Origin of the sequence: Acinetobacter amyesii (assembly GCF_023499985.1) — a bacterium.
In the GTDB taxonomy this organism is placed as follows: Bacteria; Pseudomonadota; Gammaproteobacteria; order Pseudomonadales; family Moraxellaceae; genus Acinetobacter; species Acinetobacter amyesii.
The window spans coordinates 60,693-77,636 of sequence record NZ_JAMCOU010000028.1 but is presented as its reverse complement, the minus strand read 5'-3'; the positions used below and the strand labels follow the sequence as shown (position 1 = coordinate 77,636).

At 40.2% G+C, this 16,944-nt stretch carries 19 protein-coding genes; 14 read left to right on the top strand and 5 right to left on the bottom strand.

Features of this window, described 5'->3' with window-relative positions; translation table 11 throughout:
• Window positions 1-41: 41 nt before the first annotated feature.
• Genes tmk through pabC form a run of 3 tightly spaced genes read right to left on the bottom strand, consistent with a single transcriptional unit; the run spans window position 42 to window position 2,520 of the window.
• Entirely contained in the window at window positions 42-647 is a 606-nt protein-coding gene (gene tmk, locus M5F03_RS07460) for a dTMP kinase (protein ID WP_180040130.1), read from the bottom strand.
• Between the two features lie 9 nt (window positions 648-656).
• Window positions 657-1,709 carry an endolytic transglycosylase MltG gene (gene mltG / locus M5F03_RS07455; RefSeq protein ID WP_249707799.1) on the bottom strand — a complete coding sequence of 351 codons (1,053 nt, stop codon included), beginning with the start codon at window positions 1,707-1,709 and terminating at the stop codon, window positions 657-659.
• 1 nt (window position 1,710) lies between these two features.
• Window positions 1,711-2,520 carry an aminodeoxychorismate lyase gene (gene pabC, locus M5F03_RS07450; protein WP_180120752.1) on the bottom strand — a complete coding sequence of 270 codons (810 nt, stop codon included), beginning with the start codon at window positions 2,518-2,520 and terminating at the stop codon, window positions 1,711-1,713.
• Window positions 2,521-2,681: 161 nt separating this feature from the next.
• Between pabC and M5F03_RS07445 the strand changes: the two genes are divergently transcribed.
• From M5F03_RS07445 to M5F03_RS07410, 8 genes are all read left to right on the top strand, one after another.
• Complete coding sequence (locus M5F03_RS07445) at window positions 2,682-3,689, top strand: sulfate ABC transporter substrate-binding protein (RefSeq protein ID WP_180063416.1); 1,008 nt, start codon at window positions 2,682-2,684, stop codon at window positions 3,687-3,689.
• Window positions 3,690-3,865: 176 nt separating this feature from the next.
• Complete coding sequence (locus tag M5F03_RS07440) at window positions 3,866-4,879, top strand: sulfate ABC transporter substrate-binding protein (protein WP_249707797.1); 1,014 nt, start codon at window positions 3,866-3,868, stop codon at window positions 4,877-4,879.
• 33 nt (window positions 4,880-4,912) lie between these two features.
• A complete protein-coding gene (locus M5F03_RS07435; RefSeq protein ID WP_249707795.1) occupies window positions 4,913-5,518 on the top strand; it encodes an alpha/beta hydrolase in 606 nt (201 codons plus the stop codon).
• A gap of 85 nt (window positions 5,519-5,603) precedes the next feature.
• Window positions 5,604-6,437, top strand: a complete 834-nt coding sequence (gene cysT, locus M5F03_RS07430) for a sulfate ABC transporter permease subunit CysT (protein WP_249707793.1) — start codon at window positions 5,604-5,606, stop codon at window positions 6,435-6,437.
• Window positions 6,434-7,321, top strand: a complete 888-nt coding sequence (gene cysW, locus M5F03_RS07425) for a sulfate ABC transporter permease subunit CysW (RefSeq protein ID WP_078192018.1) — start codon at window positions 6,434-6,436, stop codon at window positions 7,319-7,321. The genes cysT and cysW overlap by 4 nt, the downstream gene beginning before the upstream one ends.
• 11 nt (window positions 7,322-7,332) lie before the next feature.
• Window positions 7,333-8,394, top strand: coding sequence for a sulfate/molybdate ABC transporter ATP-binding protein (locus M5F03_RS07420; protein WP_111883965.1), 1,062 nt, complete (start codon window positions 7,333-7,335; stop codon window positions 8,392-8,394).
• 55 nt (window positions 8,395-8,449) lie between these two features.
• Window positions 8,450-9,373 carry a CysB family HTH-type transcriptional regulator gene (locus M5F03_RS07415; protein ID WP_180129325.1) on the top strand — a complete coding sequence of 308 codons (924 nt, stop codon included), beginning with the start codon at window positions 8,450-8,452 and terminating at the stop codon, window positions 9,371-9,373.
• A gap of 162 nt (window positions 9,374-9,535) precedes the next feature.
• Window positions 9,536-10,750 carry an OmpP1/FadL family transporter gene (locus tag M5F03_RS07410; RefSeq protein WP_249707791.1) on the top strand — a complete coding sequence of 405 codons (1,215 nt, stop codon included), beginning with the start codon at window positions 9,536-9,538 and terminating at the stop codon, window positions 10,748-10,750.
• A 58-nt stretch (window positions 10,751-10,808) separates the two neighbouring features.
• On the opposite strand, the gene carO is transcribed toward M5F03_RS07410, so the two are convergent.
• Window positions 10,809-11,519: an ornithine uptake porin CarO gene (carO, locus tag M5F03_RS07405; protein ID WP_180023341.1), complete on the bottom strand. Its 711-nt coding sequence runs from the start codon at window positions 11,517-11,519 to the stop codon at window positions 10,809-10,811.
• Window positions 11,520-11,893: 374 nt separating this feature from the next.
• Between carO and dapD the strand changes: the two genes are divergently transcribed.
• The 5 genes from dapD to M5F03_RS07380 all read left to right on the top strand — a co-directional run bounded on the left by dapD (window position 11,894) and on the right by M5F03_RS07380 (window position 15,255).
• Window positions 11,894-12,715, top strand: a complete 822-nt coding sequence (dapD, locus tag M5F03_RS07400; protein ID WP_078192022.1) for a 2,3,4,5-tetrahydropyridine-2,6-dicarboxylate N-succinyltransferase — start codon at window positions 11,894-11,896, stop codon at window positions 12,713-12,715.
• A 113-nt stretch (window positions 12,716-12,828) separates the two neighbouring features.
• The gene (queE, locus tag M5F03_RS07395) at window positions 12,829-13,539 is read left to right on the top strand and encodes a 7-carboxy-7-deazaguanine synthase QueE (RefSeq protein WP_180023340.1); all 711 of its coding nucleotides are present in this window, start codon (window positions 12,829-12,831) and stop codon (window positions 13,537-13,539) included.
• A gap of 29 nt (window positions 13,540-13,568) precedes the next feature.
• Entirely contained in the window at window positions 13,569-14,240 is a 672-nt protein-coding gene (gene queC, locus M5F03_RS07390) for a 7-cyano-7-deazaguanine synthase QueC (protein WP_078190349.1), read from the top strand.
• Between the two features lie 13 nt (window positions 14,241-14,253).
• Window positions 14,254-14,661: a hypothetical protein gene (locus tag M5F03_RS07385; protein WP_249707789.1), complete on the top strand. Its 408-nt coding sequence runs from the start codon at window positions 14,254-14,256 to the stop codon at window positions 14,659-14,661.
• Window positions 14,662-14,796: 135 nt separating this feature from the next.
• A complete protein-coding gene (locus M5F03_RS07380) occupies window positions 14,797-15,255 on the top strand; it encodes a peroxiredoxin (protein ID WP_249707931.1) in 459 nt (152 codons plus the stop codon).
• Between the two features lie 60 nt (window positions 15,256-15,315).
• Here M5F03_RS07380 and M5F03_RS07375 read toward each other — a convergent pair whose 3' ends face one another.
• Window positions 15,316-15,915, bottom strand: coding sequence for a LysE/ArgO family amino acid transporter (locus M5F03_RS07375; RefSeq protein WP_249707788.1), 600 nt, complete (start codon window positions 15,913-15,915; stop codon window positions 15,316-15,318).
• A gap of 138 nt (window positions 15,916-16,053) precedes the next feature.
• Here M5F03_RS07375 and M5F03_RS07370 point away from each other — a divergent pair, with 138 nt between their 5' ends.
• A complete protein-coding gene (locus M5F03_RS07370) occupies window positions 16,054-16,941 on the top strand; it encodes a LysR family transcriptional regulator ArgP (RefSeq protein ID WP_078192026.1) in 888 nt (295 codons plus the stop codon).
• The last annotated feature ends 3 nt before the right edge of the window (window positions 16,942-16,944 follow it).

The window sequence follows — 16,944 nt, the reverse complement described above, 5'->3', positions numbered from 1 at the left end:
AATGATTTTTAAATCAATTGCCTAACAAATACTATGGCATTTTAGATCTGCTGTAGATGCGATAATGCCTGTTGGAAAACATGCTCAGGTGTTTGGGTTGCGTCAAGGCGTTTCATTCGTTCAGGGTGCGTTTGATGAATCTCAGCAAAACCTGATCTTACTTTCTCAAAGAAAGTTGCTTTCTCTTGTTCAAAACGGTCTAAAGCACCACGCTCTCTTGCTCTTAACATTCCTGTTTCAATCGGTGCATCAAGCCAAAAAGTAATATCCGGTATACGCGCAACAAAACTTGCATTTAAGACATTGAGCTTGTCACGATCTAAACCACGTCCTGCACATTGATAAGCAAAACTCGAATCGGCAAAACGATCACATAAAACGATTTTACCTTCTGCCAATGCAGGTAAAATCACGCGCGCCAAATGCTGTGCGCGTGCAGCATACATAAGTAACAACTCTGTATCATCACTCATTGCTTCATCATGATTGACGGCCAAAAGTAATGCACGAATTTGTTCAGCCATAGGTGTACCACCCGGCTCACGTGTAAGTACGACATTTTTACCCAAATTTTGGAAATGATCATGTAATTTACGAATGAGTGTAGTTTTACCCACACCTTCCGTGCCTTCAAAGCTAATAAACATGCTCACTCCTTAGTTTTTCGCACGAATTACAGATAAATATTCTTGTACCGCGCGGTTATGGTCTTGCAAATTACTGCTAAATTTATGGCCGCCATTTCCTGTTGCAACAAAATATATATTGTTAGATGAATCAGGATGCATCGCGGCTTCAATTGCTTTTTGACTCGGCAAAGCAATCGGTGTTGGTGGTAAACCATTAATCGTGTAAGTGTTATAGGCTGTTGGTGTACGTAAGTCCTGACGAGTTATATTACCGTTGTACTTATCGCCCATGCCATAAATAACCGTAGGGTCCGTTTGTAAACGCATGCCTTGTTGTAAACGACGCACAAACACCCCTGATACTTGTTCTAACTCACGATCAAGACTGGTTTCTTTTTCAATAATCGATGCCATGATCAAGGCTTCATATTTATCTTTATACGGTAAATCATTAGCACGATTTGCCCAAGCTTGATCTAGCGATTTCATTTGACGTTGGTACAAATCCTTCAAAATTTTTCGATCAGATTCACCTTTTGCAAAGAAATACGTATTCGGAGCAAATAAACCTTCTGGGTGTGAATAAGGAATACCCAGTTCCTGCAAAATCTTTGAATAAGGCAGATTGCTAATGTCATGCGTTACCAATGGGTCATTTTTTAAAGCATCAATGAGTTGCTTAAATGTCGTCCCTTCAATCACTAAAATACGATTCATTTGCGCATTTTCAGAATTCGAAATCAACTCCATAACTTCTCGTACACTCATACCTTCATGAATTTCATACACACCTGCTTTTAAGGTGTCATTGATCATGAACTTTTGGTACAACTTCAAAATAATAGGAAAATGAACTTGTTTCTCTTTGGCCAGTAGGTCAATAAATCCTGAATAGGTATCCCCTGCACCAATCGCCAACATTTGCTTTTTGCCTTCCACGGGATAGGCTTTAAATAAACTCGACCACAGTAAGATCGCCACAAGTACAACGATGCCAAGTAGCACAACCAAACATGCTTTAAATGGAAAACCTGCTTTGGCAGATTTTTTCTTATTTGTTTTTTTAGACGCGGTGGACATATTAACGAATCTGACTTAATTGAAGTGTTCGGAAAAGTTCAATACAAGCTTGAACATCTAACTCAACTCCATTCAGAGTTGATGCAATTTTCATGGGACTTAAGGCATTACAGAAAAAAACACTCTGAAAATGCGTAATTTCATCCATATTGACGTGACGTTGAGTACATGGAATCTGATGCTGCAGCATCCGTTTTAAAATTTCTGCACGCATGACACCATGCACGCCATTATAACGAAGTTCGGGTGTAATCCATCCTTCATTTGTGCGAATAAAACAATTACTGCTCACACCTTCAACAACTGTACCTTGCACATCCGTCACCAAAGCTTCGCCCCATGGGGTTTGATCCAACTCTGCTTTGAGCATAACTTGTTCTAATCGATTTAAGGACTTCAAACCCACCAAACTTGGCATGGTTAACCCAATGGCTTGATGTAATACACCACTTTCGACAGTTTCGTACTCAAAATCTGCAACAGCTTTGGGGTAATAAAACACCCAAACATCTGCTGGATGCTCAGGCAAACTATAGCCACGCTGACCAATACCACGACTCAACACAATTTTTAAAGTGCCATTGACGATATCTTGTTTACGTAACAATTTTAAAGTGTCTTCAATAAGGTTTAAATCTGCATTTAGCTTTAATCGCTCATTGCTCAATTTTAATCGTGCAATATGCAAAGCTAAAAGTTCTATTTGTCCTTGGCGAATACGTGCCGTGCTAAAACAGCCATCGCCATAGTGAAAGGCTCGATCAAGTAAATTAACTTGTTCTATTTGCTGCGCATTTTTAAAACACTGCATACGTCGTCATCCCAATTACATCACTTTATTTTAAAAAATAATCGCTCAGCATATATTTCTTTTTTGTTCATATTAAATTCTTTTTTAATTATTTTTTCTGCATTAAAACTACAGATATTCTTGCCTCATTCAACAAAACATGTATAAAAATTGAGGACAACATGAATCTATCGAAATTAAAACTTGGGGTTTTGGCTGCATTCATTTCTGCCACAGCATTCAGTGCATCTGCCAAAGATTTCTTAAATGTGTCATATGATCCAACCCGTGAATTGTATGACAACTTCAATAAAGACTTTAGTGTTTACTGGAAAAAAACCACAGGCCAAGACATTAACTTTAAACAATCTCACGGTGGCTCAGGCAAACAGGCTCGTGCAGTTATTGATGGTCTAGATGCAGATGTCGTCACTTTGGCTTTGGCTGCAGATATTGATGAAATTGCTGCACGTGGTTTAGTTGCAAAAGACTGGCAAAAAAAATTCCCGCAAAACTCAACGCCATATACATCGACCATTGTGTTCTTAGTGCATAAAGGCAACCCGAAAGGCATTAAAGACTGGGGCGATTTAATTAAACCTGGTGTCGACATTATTACCCCGAACCCAAAAACATCGGGTGGTGCGCGCTGGAACTATCTAGCAGCGTGGGCTTGGGCAAAACATCAAGCAGGTGGTAATGATGCAAAAGCCCAAGAATTTGTCCGTCAAATTTATAAGCAAACCAAAGTCCTCGACTCAGGTGCTCGTGGTGCAACAACTACATTCGCTGAACGTGGTATTGGTGACGTGTTATTGGCTTGGGAAAATGAAGCACATTTGGCAGTTCGTGAACAGCCAGGTAAGTTTGAGATTGTGACCCCTTCACTTTCTATCTTGGCCGAGCCGCCTGTTGCGATTGTAGAAAAAAATGCCAAGAAAGATGGCAATGAAAATTTAGCCAAAGCGTATTTAAATTATCTGTACTCACCTGCAGGTCAAACCATTGCAGCACAGAACTATTATCGTCCACGTAATGCGGCAGTTTTAGCAAAATATAAAAATGTTTTTAAACCTTTAAAACTCGTCACGATTGATAAAGAGTTTGGTGGTTGGAGCAAAGTACAGAAAAAACATTTTGAAAATGGTGGCGTCTTTGACCAAATCGTGAAGACCAATAATTCAAAATAATGCTTTAAATACTGAAAAGCATCTTCCTTTCGCATAAGGTCGATGCTTTTTTTTCGTAGACACACTTATTATCTTTTTTATTCATATAAAATTCGTTTTTAATTATTTTTTATGCATAAAGATTGGCGCTATTCTTCATCCATGTTACAGACTAAGTAAAAATTATTGAGGTTCACATGAGTCTTTCCGCAAAATTAAAATTGGGTGTTCTTGCAGCAGTCATCTCGACGGTTTCTTTTGGCGCAGCTGCAAAAGACTTCTTAAACGTATCTTACGACCCAACGCGTGAACTCTATGAAAGTGTGAATAAAGACTTTAGCAAATATTGGGAAAGCCGTACAGGTCAAAAAATTAATTTTAAACAATCTCACGGTGGTTCAGGTAAACAAGCACGTGCAGTCATTGATGGCTTAGATGCCGATGTGGTGACTTTAGCACTTGCAGCGGATATTGATGTGATTGCAGAAAAAGCCAAACTTTTACCTGCAGATTGGCAGAAGAAACTTCCACAAAACTCAACGCCATATACCTCAACGATTGTGTTCTTAGTCCGTAAAGGCAACCCAAAAGCAATTAAAGATTGGGGCGATCTGGTTAAACCAGGCGTGGGTATTATTACCCCAAACCCGAAAACCTCAGGCGGTGCGCGTTGGAATTATTTAGCAGCATGGGCTTGGGCAAAACATCAAACGGGTGGTAATGATACAACGGCTCAAGAATTCGTCCGTAAGATTTATAAAAACACCAAAGTACTCGATTCAGGTGCACGTGGTTCGACTACGACCTTTGCTGAACGTGGTATTGGTGATGTATTACTGGCTTGGGAAAATGAAGCACATTTAGCGATTCGTGAACAACCGGGTAAATTTGAAATTGTGACCCCTTCACTTTCAATTTTAGCTGAGCCCCCTGTTGCTGTTTTAGAAAAAAATGCAGAGAAAAAAGGTAATCTTTATTTAGCCAAAGGTTATTTAAACTTCCTTTATTCACCACGTGGTCAGCAAATCGCAGCTCAGAACTTTTACCGTCCACGTAACGCTACAACGCTTGCACAATACGCATCAGTCTTTAAGCCACTTAAACTCGTAACCATTGATAAAGAATTTGGTGGTTGGGATAAAGTCCAAAAAGCACACTTTGAAAATGGCGGCGTGTTTGACCAAATCGTCAAAGCCAACAATGGAAAATAAGGCCATTCATTGACTGAATCAGGAGAACTTGACATGACACATACAGTAATTGTCCCGGGTGTAGGCGGTAGTGAACACGTACATTGGCAATCTTGGTTACAACGTCAGCTCATGTCTAGCTCTCGTGTTCAGCAAAAAGACTGGAATCATCCTGTACTAAAAGACTGGATTAAAGAATTCGTTAAAACCGTACGACCTTTACAGGGTGAAATTCAAATTGTGGCGCATAGCTTTGGTTGTTTAACCACGGTGGCAGCATTGGCCTTGCATCCAGAACTCAATAAAAAAATCAAAAATTTAGTTTTGGTTGCGCCAGCCAATCCAGCTCGCTTTGGTGAAAATGGCTTTGCACGCGACAGTACAACGGATTACAAAGCATTTTTTCATCAGCTGAGTATTCGTGTGCCGACAACGATGTTGATTAGTGAAAATGATCCTTGGCTTGGCTTTGAAGATGCAAAACAACTTGCAGGTGCTTGGAAGCTCTACCCTGTGAATATGGGGGCTGTGGGTCACATTAATGTTGCATCAGGTTTTGGACCGTTTCCTGAAATTTTCAATTACTTAATTTCAGAAAACCACATGAAACATATCAGCTTTACTGATGAAAACAAGTATTTATTTCAATTTGCTTTTTAAGTACTGAGCATTAAGCTTGTCGCAAAATCATTTATTCAATTTTGCTGACCTTTTAAGTCAGCTTTTCTCATTTTGAGGAGTCATCATGTCGCAGCGATCCCGAGTGCTGCCAGGATTTGGTCTTTCTCTAGGCTTTACCCTAGCGTATTTATCCTTAATTGTGCTCATTCCCCTTTCAGCCGTATTTATTAAATCTTTAGGTATCGGTTGGGAAGGACTATGGGAGATTTTAAGCTCAGAACGTATTTTAAAATCGTTACAACTGAGTTTTAGTGCCGCCATTATTGCTGCGTTAGTCAATGTGGTTTTTGGTTTGCTCTTAGCATGGTGTTTGGTTCGCTATACCTTCCCGGGTAAACGTATTATCGATGCATTGGTTGATTTACCTTTTGCATTGCCAACTGCCGTTGCTGGTATTGCACTGACTTCGTTATATGCACCGACTGGTTGGATCGGTCAGTACCTTGAACCCATTGGCATTAAAGTCGCATATACCCCGATCGGTATTACCTTGGCCCTCATCTTTATTGGTATTCCTTTTGTGGTTCGCACTGTACAGCCTGTACTGAGCGACCTAGAAACTGAACTTGAAGAAGCAGCTTCTGCACTGGGTGCAAATCGCTTTCAGATCGTGACCAAAGTGATCTTACCTATTCTATTTCCTGCGCTGTTAACAGGTTTTGCTTTGGCATTTGCTCGTGGTGTGGGTGAATATGGATCGGTGATTTTTATCGCAGGTAACCAACCCTTCAAGACTGAAATTGCCCCATTGATGATTATCTCTCGCCTTGAAGAATATGATTATGCAGGTGCGACCACGATTGCTGTTGTGATGCTGGTGATTTCTTTTGCCATTTTATTCTTAATTAACTTGGTTCAAGCATGGGCAAGTCACCGTACAGGGAGAACTGCACGATGAATACGAACAGTAATGCGCTTGCGGAAAAATTACAGTCGCGTGATGCAACGCGTGAACCGACATGGGTTCGTTATACCCTGATCATCATTGCTTTAATTTTCTTCTTAAGCTGCCTGATTCTGCCATTGGTTTTGGTTTTCGTTGAAGCCTTTAAACAAGGTGTTGGCGTTTACTTCCAAGCACTGGTACATCCAGATACATTATCAGCAGTAAAACTTACGCTACTGACAGCTGTGATTGCCGTACCGTTGAACGTCGTCTTTGGTGTAGCTGCGGCATGGTCTGTTGCCAAGTTTAATTTCCGTGGTAAATCTATTTTAACCACGATTATTGATATGCCATTTTCAGTCTCTCCAGTTATTGCTGGCTTAATGTTGGTATTGATTTTCGGTACTCAAGGTTGGTTAGGCGGCTGGCTGATGGATAACGACATCAAAATTTTATATGCCGTTCCAGCCATTGTCCTTGCTACTGTGTTTATTACCGTTCCTTTTGTGGCACGTGAGTTGATTCCATTAATGGAAGCTCAAGGGACTGAGGAAGAAGAAGCAGCTATCGTATTGGGTGCTTCAGGCTGGCAGACTTTCTGGAAAGTGACACTTCCAAATATCAAATGGGGCTTAATCTACGGCGTGATTCTATGTAATGCACGTGCAATGGGTGAGTTTGGTGCTGTTTCTGTAGTTTCAGGTCACATTCGTGGCGAAACCAACACCTTACCGCTACACGTAGAAATCCTTTATAACGAATATACCTTTAGTGCTGCTTTTGCTGTGTCTTCACTATTAGCGCTCTTGGCGATTGTGACCCTGATTTTAAAAACATGGGTTGAACTACGTCAGGAACGACAAGACAAGCGTAAAGAAGATTCACAAGTTTCTTAAGGAATGACCTCATGAGTATTCAAGTAAAAAATATTGAAAAACACTTTGGTGCATTCCATGCACTTAAAAATATCTCTTTAGATTTCCCTGATGGCCAGCTCGTTGCGCTGCTTGGCCCATCAGGCTGTGGCAAAACCACCCTGCTCCGTATCATTGCAGGACTTGAATCTGCCGATAGCGGTCAAGTCATTCTAGAAGGTGAAGATGCCACTAAAGTTCATGTCCGTGAACGTGAAGTTGGTTTTGTATTCCAACATTATGCACTGTTCCGTCATATGACCGTATTTGACAACATTGCTTTTGGTTTACGTGTACGCCCACGTGCAACACGCCCATCTGAAGCCGAGATCAAAAAACGGGTTACTCGTTTGCTTGATCTTGTTCAGCTTGGTTTCTTGGCTGACCGTTACCCAGCTCAGCTTTCAGGTGGTCAACGTCAACGTATTGCCTTAGCACGTGCATTAGCGGTTGAGCCGCGTGTGTTATTACTGGATGAACCTTTTGGTGCATTGGATGCCAAAGTTCGTAAAGAATTACGCCGCTGGTTACGTACCTTGCATGACGAACTCCACATTACCTCTATTTTCGTGACCCATGACCAAGAAGAAGCGCTTGAAGTGGCCGATCAAATCATTGTGATGAATAAAGGCAACGTAGAACAGATTGGCTCGCCACGTGAAGTTTATGAAAAACCTGCAACACCGTTTGTATTTGACTTTTTAGGTCAAGCCAACCGTTTTGAAGGTCAAAATAGTAATGGCCTTATTCAAATTGGTGAAGACCGAATTTTGTTGCCACAAAATGCTAATGCACCGCAAGGCAATGTCATTGCCTTTGCTCGTCCGGATGAACTGCGTATTCATGCACAGCCGCAAGAAAATGCCATCCAAGCGACTTTTGTACGTGAGCTTTGGATTGCAGGTAAAGTCATTGCTGAACTGCATGACCGCCAAGGCAATCTGATCGAAATTTCATTAACGGCTGATGAAGCGAAAGCGCATCAATTCCGCCCAAATCAAACGGTATGGTTAAGTGCAACAAACTTGCATTTATTTGAAAACCAAGTTGCATAAAACAAAAAGTTGGGGCCGTCACAAGCCCCACTTGCTTTTAAGGTAAAATAAAATTATGAATTTCCAACAATTAAGAATTATTCGAGAAACCGTACGTCAGAATTTTAATTTAACAGAAGCATCTGCTGCACTTTACACTTCGCAGTCAGGCGTGAGTAAACACATCAAAGATCTAGAAGATGAACTTGGTGTACAGCTGTTCATCCGTAAAGGTAAACGTTTACTCGGTTTAACCGAACCAGGCCAGTCATTATTGGGTATCGTTGAACGCATGCTTGTAGATGCAGACAATATTAAACGTCTAGCAGATGACTTCAACAAAGTAGATGAAGGGACATTGACGATTGCGACCACACATACGCAAGCACGTTATGTCTTGCCGCCGATTGTGAACCAATTTAAAAAAGAATTTCCAAAAGTTCATCTAATTTTGCAACAAGCAAGCCCTATTGAAATTACAGAAATGCTCCTTCAAGGTGAAGCGGATATCGGGATCGCAACCGAATCATTAACCAATGAAGATAACCTTGCAAGCGTGCCTTACTACAACTGGCAACACAGCATCATTACGCCTAAAGAGCACCCACTGACCCAAAAATCAAATATCTCCATTGAAGATTTGTCGAACTATCCAATTATTACCTATCACGGTGGTTTTACAGGTCGTTCAAAAATTGATAAAGCCTTTGAAGATTCAGGCTTTGATGTTGATATCGTGATGTCCGCACTTGATGCAGACGTTATTAAAACCTATGTTGAACTTAATATGGGAGTGGGTATTGTCAACGATGTGGCATATGACCCAGAACGTGATTACCGTTTAAAACAAATTCCTACCGATATTTTTGGTGTTAATACCACTTGGATTGCTGTTCGCAAAGGACATTTACTACGTGGTTATGGCTATGAGTTTATTTCTTTATGTTCACCAGATGCTGACATCAAAGCGTTGAAAAAAGTCGCTTACCCAGAAGACTGATAGACCAATTGACGAATTAAAGAGGACACCTGCTGTCCTCTTTTTTTGGTAAACACATATTTTATCTAGGTTTTCTTGGCTTTATTTTTAATTGTGATTAAAATACGTTCAACACAATAAAAATTAAAACTTCATTACTTCCGACCCATAAGCCAGGACTTTATGAAAAATCAATTCGTCGCAGTGGCAGTCGGTATCGTCTGCCCCATACAAATCATGTATGCAGCAGGGATAGAAAACTCAGATCAATCGATCTCGGCCTTTCTTGAACCCGGAAATTATACTGAAGCCAGTTTCGCTTATGTTGATGCTCAAATTGACGCGAAAGTACAGAACCAAGCTTCAATTAGTGAACTAGGTGTAACTGATTTTTCTACAGGGAATCTCGCCCATCAACAATTTTCTGGGAAATTGGCACTCAAAATTCAACCGCATAAAAATATTTCTGCGGGGGTGATTTATGAACAACCCTTTCATACCGATATCAGTTATCAATATAGTCCTCGCTTACCAGATAACTCAAATATCGATATTGAAAGCGCCGATATTAACTTTAGAACGCATAACCTAACTGGACTGGTAGGCTATCAACCCAATAATAATTGGAATATTTATAGCGGTTTAAGCCTACAAACATTTAAAGGTGATTTAAAAATTTCTGGACAACAATATGCTGCTCTCAATGGCTACCATGCCGATTTTAAACAAGATGAAGCGCTTGGTTGGCTGCTCGGATTCAGTTATCAAATCCCTGAATATGCTATTAAAACTAGCCTAACCTATCGTTCAAAAATCAAACATGAAAATAAGACCTCTGAATCAACTTTATATTCAAATGGTCCTTTTCAATTAGTACTTGACACCCATACCTCAATTCAAACGCCACAAAGCGTCAATTTTGATTTTCAAACAGCCATTAGCCCACACAATGTTGTATATGGCACAGTTCGGTGGATTAATTGGAAAGATTTCAACATTCAGCCACCGCAGTTTAATGCCGTGCTTCAATACGCAGCACTCGATCCACAATACCGTGATTTAACTGATATCCAATTGGTGGAATATCAGAAAGATCAATGGTCAGGAAAGTTAGGGATTGCACATCAATTGAATCCGAGTTGGCTCGCTGCTGCAGAGTTTATTTGGGACAACGGGACAGGAAATCCGGCGTCGACCTTAAACCCAAGTGATGGCTATCGAGGTTTAGGTTTAGGTATGATGCATAAATTTAACCCGAACAATTTTCTAGCGACTGGCTTGTATTATATGAAACTCTCAAAACCATCGAATACTGAAACATCTCATATTTCAGGTCTTGCAAGTGTCTCAGACAATGATGCCATGATCTATGGTCTGAAATTTGGTCACAGATTTTAAACGCTTTCTAAAAACAAAAAAAACGAGCCGAAGCTCGTTTTTTTGTTTCAGTAAGAACTTACCAATGGTAGCTCACACCTACTTTACCTACTGGAAGCCATTCATATTTGTCATCTTGTTCGATGCTACGTTCATGGTCAGCAAGTAATTCGCGGTCAGCAGCAGTACCACCAACAGCCGTTAATTTTGCAGTTGGGTTACCAGTGTAATAAGCACCTACTTCACCGAATACGCCCCAGTTTTTATTTAATTTTGGTGCAAAACCAAAACCTAGGTATGGTGCGATATCGTTATCGTAAGACACTTTACCGTTTAGGCGTTCGAAAGAAGTTTCTTTACCATCAATTTCGATTTCACCGCTTTTCGCTGTAGATTTCAAACCATATTCAGTGTCGATATAACCTACACCCGCAGCAACATAAAGACCTTGAGCCCATGGATTAGCACTTGCACCCCAAGGACGAACTTCTGCATTTAAGTAACCAACTTTGTTATCCATATCCATGTCGTATTTTACGCCATCGACAGATAAATCATCAGACCATGAAATATCACCACCGTTATAACCTAATGCAAGGCCGACGTATGGGTTCGCAGTCCAAAGTAACGCACCACCATAACCAGTCGTACCCACTTCTAGACGAGCGCCAGTTGGGATAAGTTGGTTTTGATCAAATGCATAGCCATCATGAACTACAGAGGTATCTGCCATTGCAGTACCTGCAGCAGTAAGTAGAGCAGCTACTGTTAATAAACGTAATGATTTCATGTGTTTCTCCTCAAAATAAACTTTTATTCAGATTTTACAGACTTGTTATATGGCACATGTTAAAAGGAAACACAGCTCAACATTTATGCAAATTTACTGATTTTTTGTTAACTTTTGATACATTTAGATTTTAATATTGATTAATAAAGAGTTTTTGTTTCATTTTTTTAAATATAATAATGATGTTAAGGAACAATTCTGTATATTTTGCGTATTTTTTATACAAACCTTATGAAAATGCTAAATTCATCACTCTTAATTTCTTGGTTTTAGTACTTGCTTAATAATTAATTCCGATCCTAGGCCGATTTACCATCTATTTTTAACTCGATTTAGTGTAAAATCTTGGAAAATTTTTTTCTGGATGGAAGAACATGTCTCAGCTTTCAACAATCATTGAACAAGCGTTTGAAGACCGTGCTAATTTCACTGCAGCTGACTGTCCTGCTGAAGTACGTACAGCAGTAGAAGAAGTGATCGCTGGCCTAGATAACGGTACATTACGTGTTGCTGAAAAAATTGATGGTGAATGGATTGTTCATCAATGGGTGAAAAAAGCCGTTTTGCTTTCATTCAAATTGAACGACAACAAACCAATGGAAGCTTGTGACTTACGCTTCTATGACAAAGTTGACACTAAGTTCTCTGACTGGACTGAAGAACAATTTAAAGCTGCTGGTGTACGTGTAGTACCACCTGCTGTAGCACGTAAAGGTTCTTTCCAAGCAAAAAATGTTGTATTGATGCCTTCATATGTCAATATTGGTGCATATGTTGACGAAGGTACAATGGTTGATACATGGGCAACTGTTGGTTCATGTGCTCAAATTGGTAAAAATGTTCACTTATCTGGTGGCGTTGGTATTGGTGGCGTTCTTGAACCACTTCAAGCGAATCCAACAATTATTGAAGATAACTGCTTCATCGGTGCACGTTCTGAAATCGTTGAAGGCGTAATCGTAGAAGAAGGTTCTGTGATTTCTATGGGCGTATTCATTGGTCAATCGACTAAGATTTATGACCGTGAAACTGGCGAAATCCACTACGGCCGTGTTCCTGCTGGCTCTGTTGTGGTTTCTGGTAGCCTGCCTTCAAAATGCGGCAAATACAGCCTATATGCTGCAGTAATCGTGAAAAAAGTTGACGCGAAAACTCGTGCGAAAACAAGCTTGAACGAATTATTACGCGAAGACTAAGTCTTTATTTCAGCGGAGCATTCGTGTTCCGTGGAGCTTCTATCGCTCCTCGTCTCTACGGTTAGCAATAATCGTAGAGATTTTTTGTTTTTTTATATCTGGTTAATTTTGTTATGAGTACCCTTCGATCTTCCGCTATTCCTGTTTCTGATCCGTCTGCGGGTTTACGTATTACGGAGATTTTTTATTCATTGCAAGGTGAAGCCAATACCGCAGGTTTGCCTACGGTCTTTATCCGCTTAACGGGCTGTCCGTTACGTTGCACTTATTGTGATACAACCTATTCGTTTGAAGGCGGTGAACGCCAATCATTAGAAGAAATTATTCAAACTACTTTAGATTTTAAAACCCCTTATATTTGCGTGACGGGTGGTGAGCCGCTTGCTCAACCGAACGCCCTTCCCCTCATGACTCGTCTGGCCGATTTAGGCTGCGAAGTCTCATTAGAAACCAGCGGTGCTTTAGATGTCTCTAAAGTTGATCCGCGTGTTTCTAAAGTTATGGATTTAAAAACCCCAACTTCGGGTGAAGTTGCACGAAATTTGCTTAGCAACTTCGATCATCTAACTCAACACGACCAAATCAAATTTGTGATTTGTAACCGTGAAGACTATGAATGGTCAAAACAGCAAGTTGAGCGCTATAAGCTAAACGAAAAAGTTAGCACCATTTGGTTCTCCCCTGCATTCGCAGTAGAAAAAGGTGCGGTTCGTTTACCTCAACTTGCACGTGATTTAGCACAATGGATTTTAGAAGACCATCTCCCTGTTCGCTTCCAATTGCAATTACATAAGTTGCTTTGGAACGATGAAACTGGTCGTTAAGTTTTAAAGAATTATTTGGAGTAATGCATATGCGCCCTCGTGCCATAGTTTTATTGTCTGGCGGCTTAGACTCAACCACTTGTTTAGCTTGGGCTCAAGCACGTTATGAATGTATTGCCTTAAGTTTTATGTATGGTCAACGTTCTACGACAGAACTGGATGCTGCTCGTGAGTTAACTAAGCAGGCTGGTGTAGAACATCGTGTCATTAATATCGATTTAGGTAACTTAGGTGGCTCTGCGTTAACTGACCATAGCATTGAAGTTCCTGATCATGAACAAGCCGGTATTCCTGTAACTTATGTACCAGCGCGTAACACTATTTTCTTGTCATATGCTTTAGCTGCGGCGGAAGTTTTTGGTGCAGAAGCAATTGTCATTGGTATCAATGCAGTTGATTACTCAGGCTATCCAGACTGTCGTCCAGAGTTTATCGAAGCATTTGCCAACATGGCTCGCCTTGCAACAAAGGTTGGCGTTGAAGGAAAACCACTTAAATTTGAAACACCTCTGTTACATTTATCCAAAGCAAATATCATTCGCTTAGGTATAGAACATGGCGTAGACTACAGTCAAACGGTGTCTTGCTATCAAGCAGATGACCAAGGTCGTGCTTGCGGTAAATGCGATAGCTGCCGTCTTCGTAAACAAGGTTTCGTTGACGCAGGTGTTGAAGATCCGACACGTTACATACCGAAATAACAAGGTAGGGTTTATGAAAAATTTAAAATCAAACATTATTCTTTCTGCTGCTTTCTCTACAGCTGCATTGTTTGCTTCAGTTGCACACGCTGACAACGACAAGCTTCAACAAGCATATAAGAGCACTAACGTAAAATCTTCGTTAATTAATGTTTGTAAAGAAGAAACTGGCAAAGGTAAAAAACTAACTGCCGCTGAAGTTAGCAAATACTGTACTTGTGCTGTTGAAGCAGATGGTCGTTTAACCAATGCTCAAAAATGGGAAATCCAAAGCACAATCAACCAGAAGAAAAGCCCTGCAACACTCGCTTTTGTTCAAAAACAAAATAAAGACCTTCAAGCATGTTTCGGTCCTCAGTTAACAGGTAAATTAAAAAATTTAACTGAAGAAGCAATGAAATCTGCTCAAGCGAAAAAATAATTTTTCGTCTTAAAAAAGCCTGCAATTGCAGGCTTTTTTATTGCTTTAAGTTCAAAGTAAATTCTGTATGATGGTCATATTTCACATACTTTGTTTAAGCCCGTTTAGGGATAAGACATGAAAAAGGAAATCTTCATGACTGAAATTAGCTTACCAAATCAAACCTTTCCAACAACGACTGGTGAAGTCAACCTTGCAGAACTAAATGATGACTGGCTGATCGTCTACTTCTATCCTAAAGATTCAACACCGGGTTGTACGACGCAAGCCATTGGGTTTTCATGCTTAAAAGATCAGTTTGATGCGCTTAATACCCCAATCTACGGCATTTCTCGTGACTCGGTTAAAGCCCATCAAAACTTCACTGAAAAGCAAAATCTAAGCATTGATTTAATCAGTGATAAAGAAGAAGTGCTATGTCAGCATTTTGACGTGATTAAAGAAAAAAATATGTATGGCAAAAAGGTTATGGGTATCGAACGTTCAACCTTTATTTTCCATCATGGCAAGCTGGTAAAAGAATATCGCAAAGTCAAAGCTGCAGGCCATGCAGAACAAGTCTTAGAAGATTTAAAAGCACTACAAGCAGCATAACAGTAATGATTTGAGCCCGCTCCTTTAGGAATGGGCTCAAACTTAATAAGAAGCTTCTAACTAGAGCAATAATGAGGCTGCAATTCCCCACATCACAACGCCAATAATAAAGTCTAAAACTTTCCATGCCTTTGCACTTTGGAAAAGCGGTAATAAATAGCGCGCACCAAAACCGAGGACAAAGAAAAATACCCATGAAGCTGTAATTGCCCCAATCGCAAAATATACTGCGGTCGATTCAAACTTCGTGGAAATAGACCCAATCAGCACAACCGTATCAAGATATACATGTGGATTTAACCATGTTAAAGCCAAGCAGATTAGTACCAACTTCAATAGTTTGGTTTCATTCTTCTCACTGGGCGCTAAACTGCTCGAAGTTTTGAAGGCTTGCAGAAAATGCTGTGCTCCATAAACTGTTAAAAAAGTTGCGCCCAAATATTTAGCTCCATTGACAATTTCCGGATGACTTTCAACCAATTGGGAGAATCCGAGCACACCTAGCAAGATGAGTATCGAATCAGAAGCAGCACAAATAGCGCAGAGCCAAAAGACATACTGCTTTTTTAACCCCTGCTTGAGAATAAACGCATTTTGCGCACCAATCGCGATAATTAGGCTAAATCCAATTGCGAGCCCTTGCATATAACTGTGCAACATTTTTAACTACACTTTCAAAGCTTTAAATGAATGTTGCTATTATCCAAGCTAATTGCTAAAAATAAGTATTTATAAATAAATATCAATATAACTAAGTTTTTCTTAGTTTGTGAAATTTCTAATGCTCATAGGTGACTCATGTTACAAAGCAAACATAGCGAAGCTTTTCTTGCAGTTGCTGAAACAGGAAGCTTTGAACAAGCGGCACTGCGTTTAAACATTACGGCATCTGCGGTCACGCTCAGGCTGCAAACCTTAGAAAAGAAATTAGGTCATGTACTCATTGTGCGTGAACGGCCCTGCCGCCCAACACTCGCAGGCCAATCTTTATTGCATTATCTACAACACAGCAAATTACTAGAACATAATTTTCTGCAAAATCTAACAGGACAAACGGCGAATGCTTTCTATCAAGTCAATATTGCAACCAATGCAGACTCACTTGCGACATGGTTGCTTCCGCTACTCAAAGATCTCTTAATTGAAGAAAAAATCGTGATTCATTTTCAGGTCGATGATCAGTCACAAACACATCATTTATTAGAAGCAGGACTAGTCAATGCCTGTGTCACAACAGAATCGGAAGCCATGAAGGGCTGCATTGCAGAATATCTGGGTGAAATGCATTATCGATTTGTAGCAACCCCTGATTTTATCCAAAGATGGTTCGGTCAAGGCGTGACGCGAAATGCCTTAAGGGCTGCGCCTGCACTGATTTTTAATGAGAAAGATGACCTACATACGCAATCGATTCAGAAGAATTTCGGGCTCAATCCTTCACAATATCCGCATCATTTCATTCCCTCTTCAACTGCATTTTTTGATGCCATTACGATGGGCTTGGGCTATGGATGGTTACCCGACTATCAAAGCAAAGACTTATTAGCAGCGGGAAAATTGATAGAGCTTTCAACAGAACTCAGTATTGATTTAGCCTTGTATTGGCATCATTGGAACCAACAATCAATTCAATTACAGAAAATAACTGCTGTTATGCTACAACACGCCAAAGATCATATGTGTTGAAGC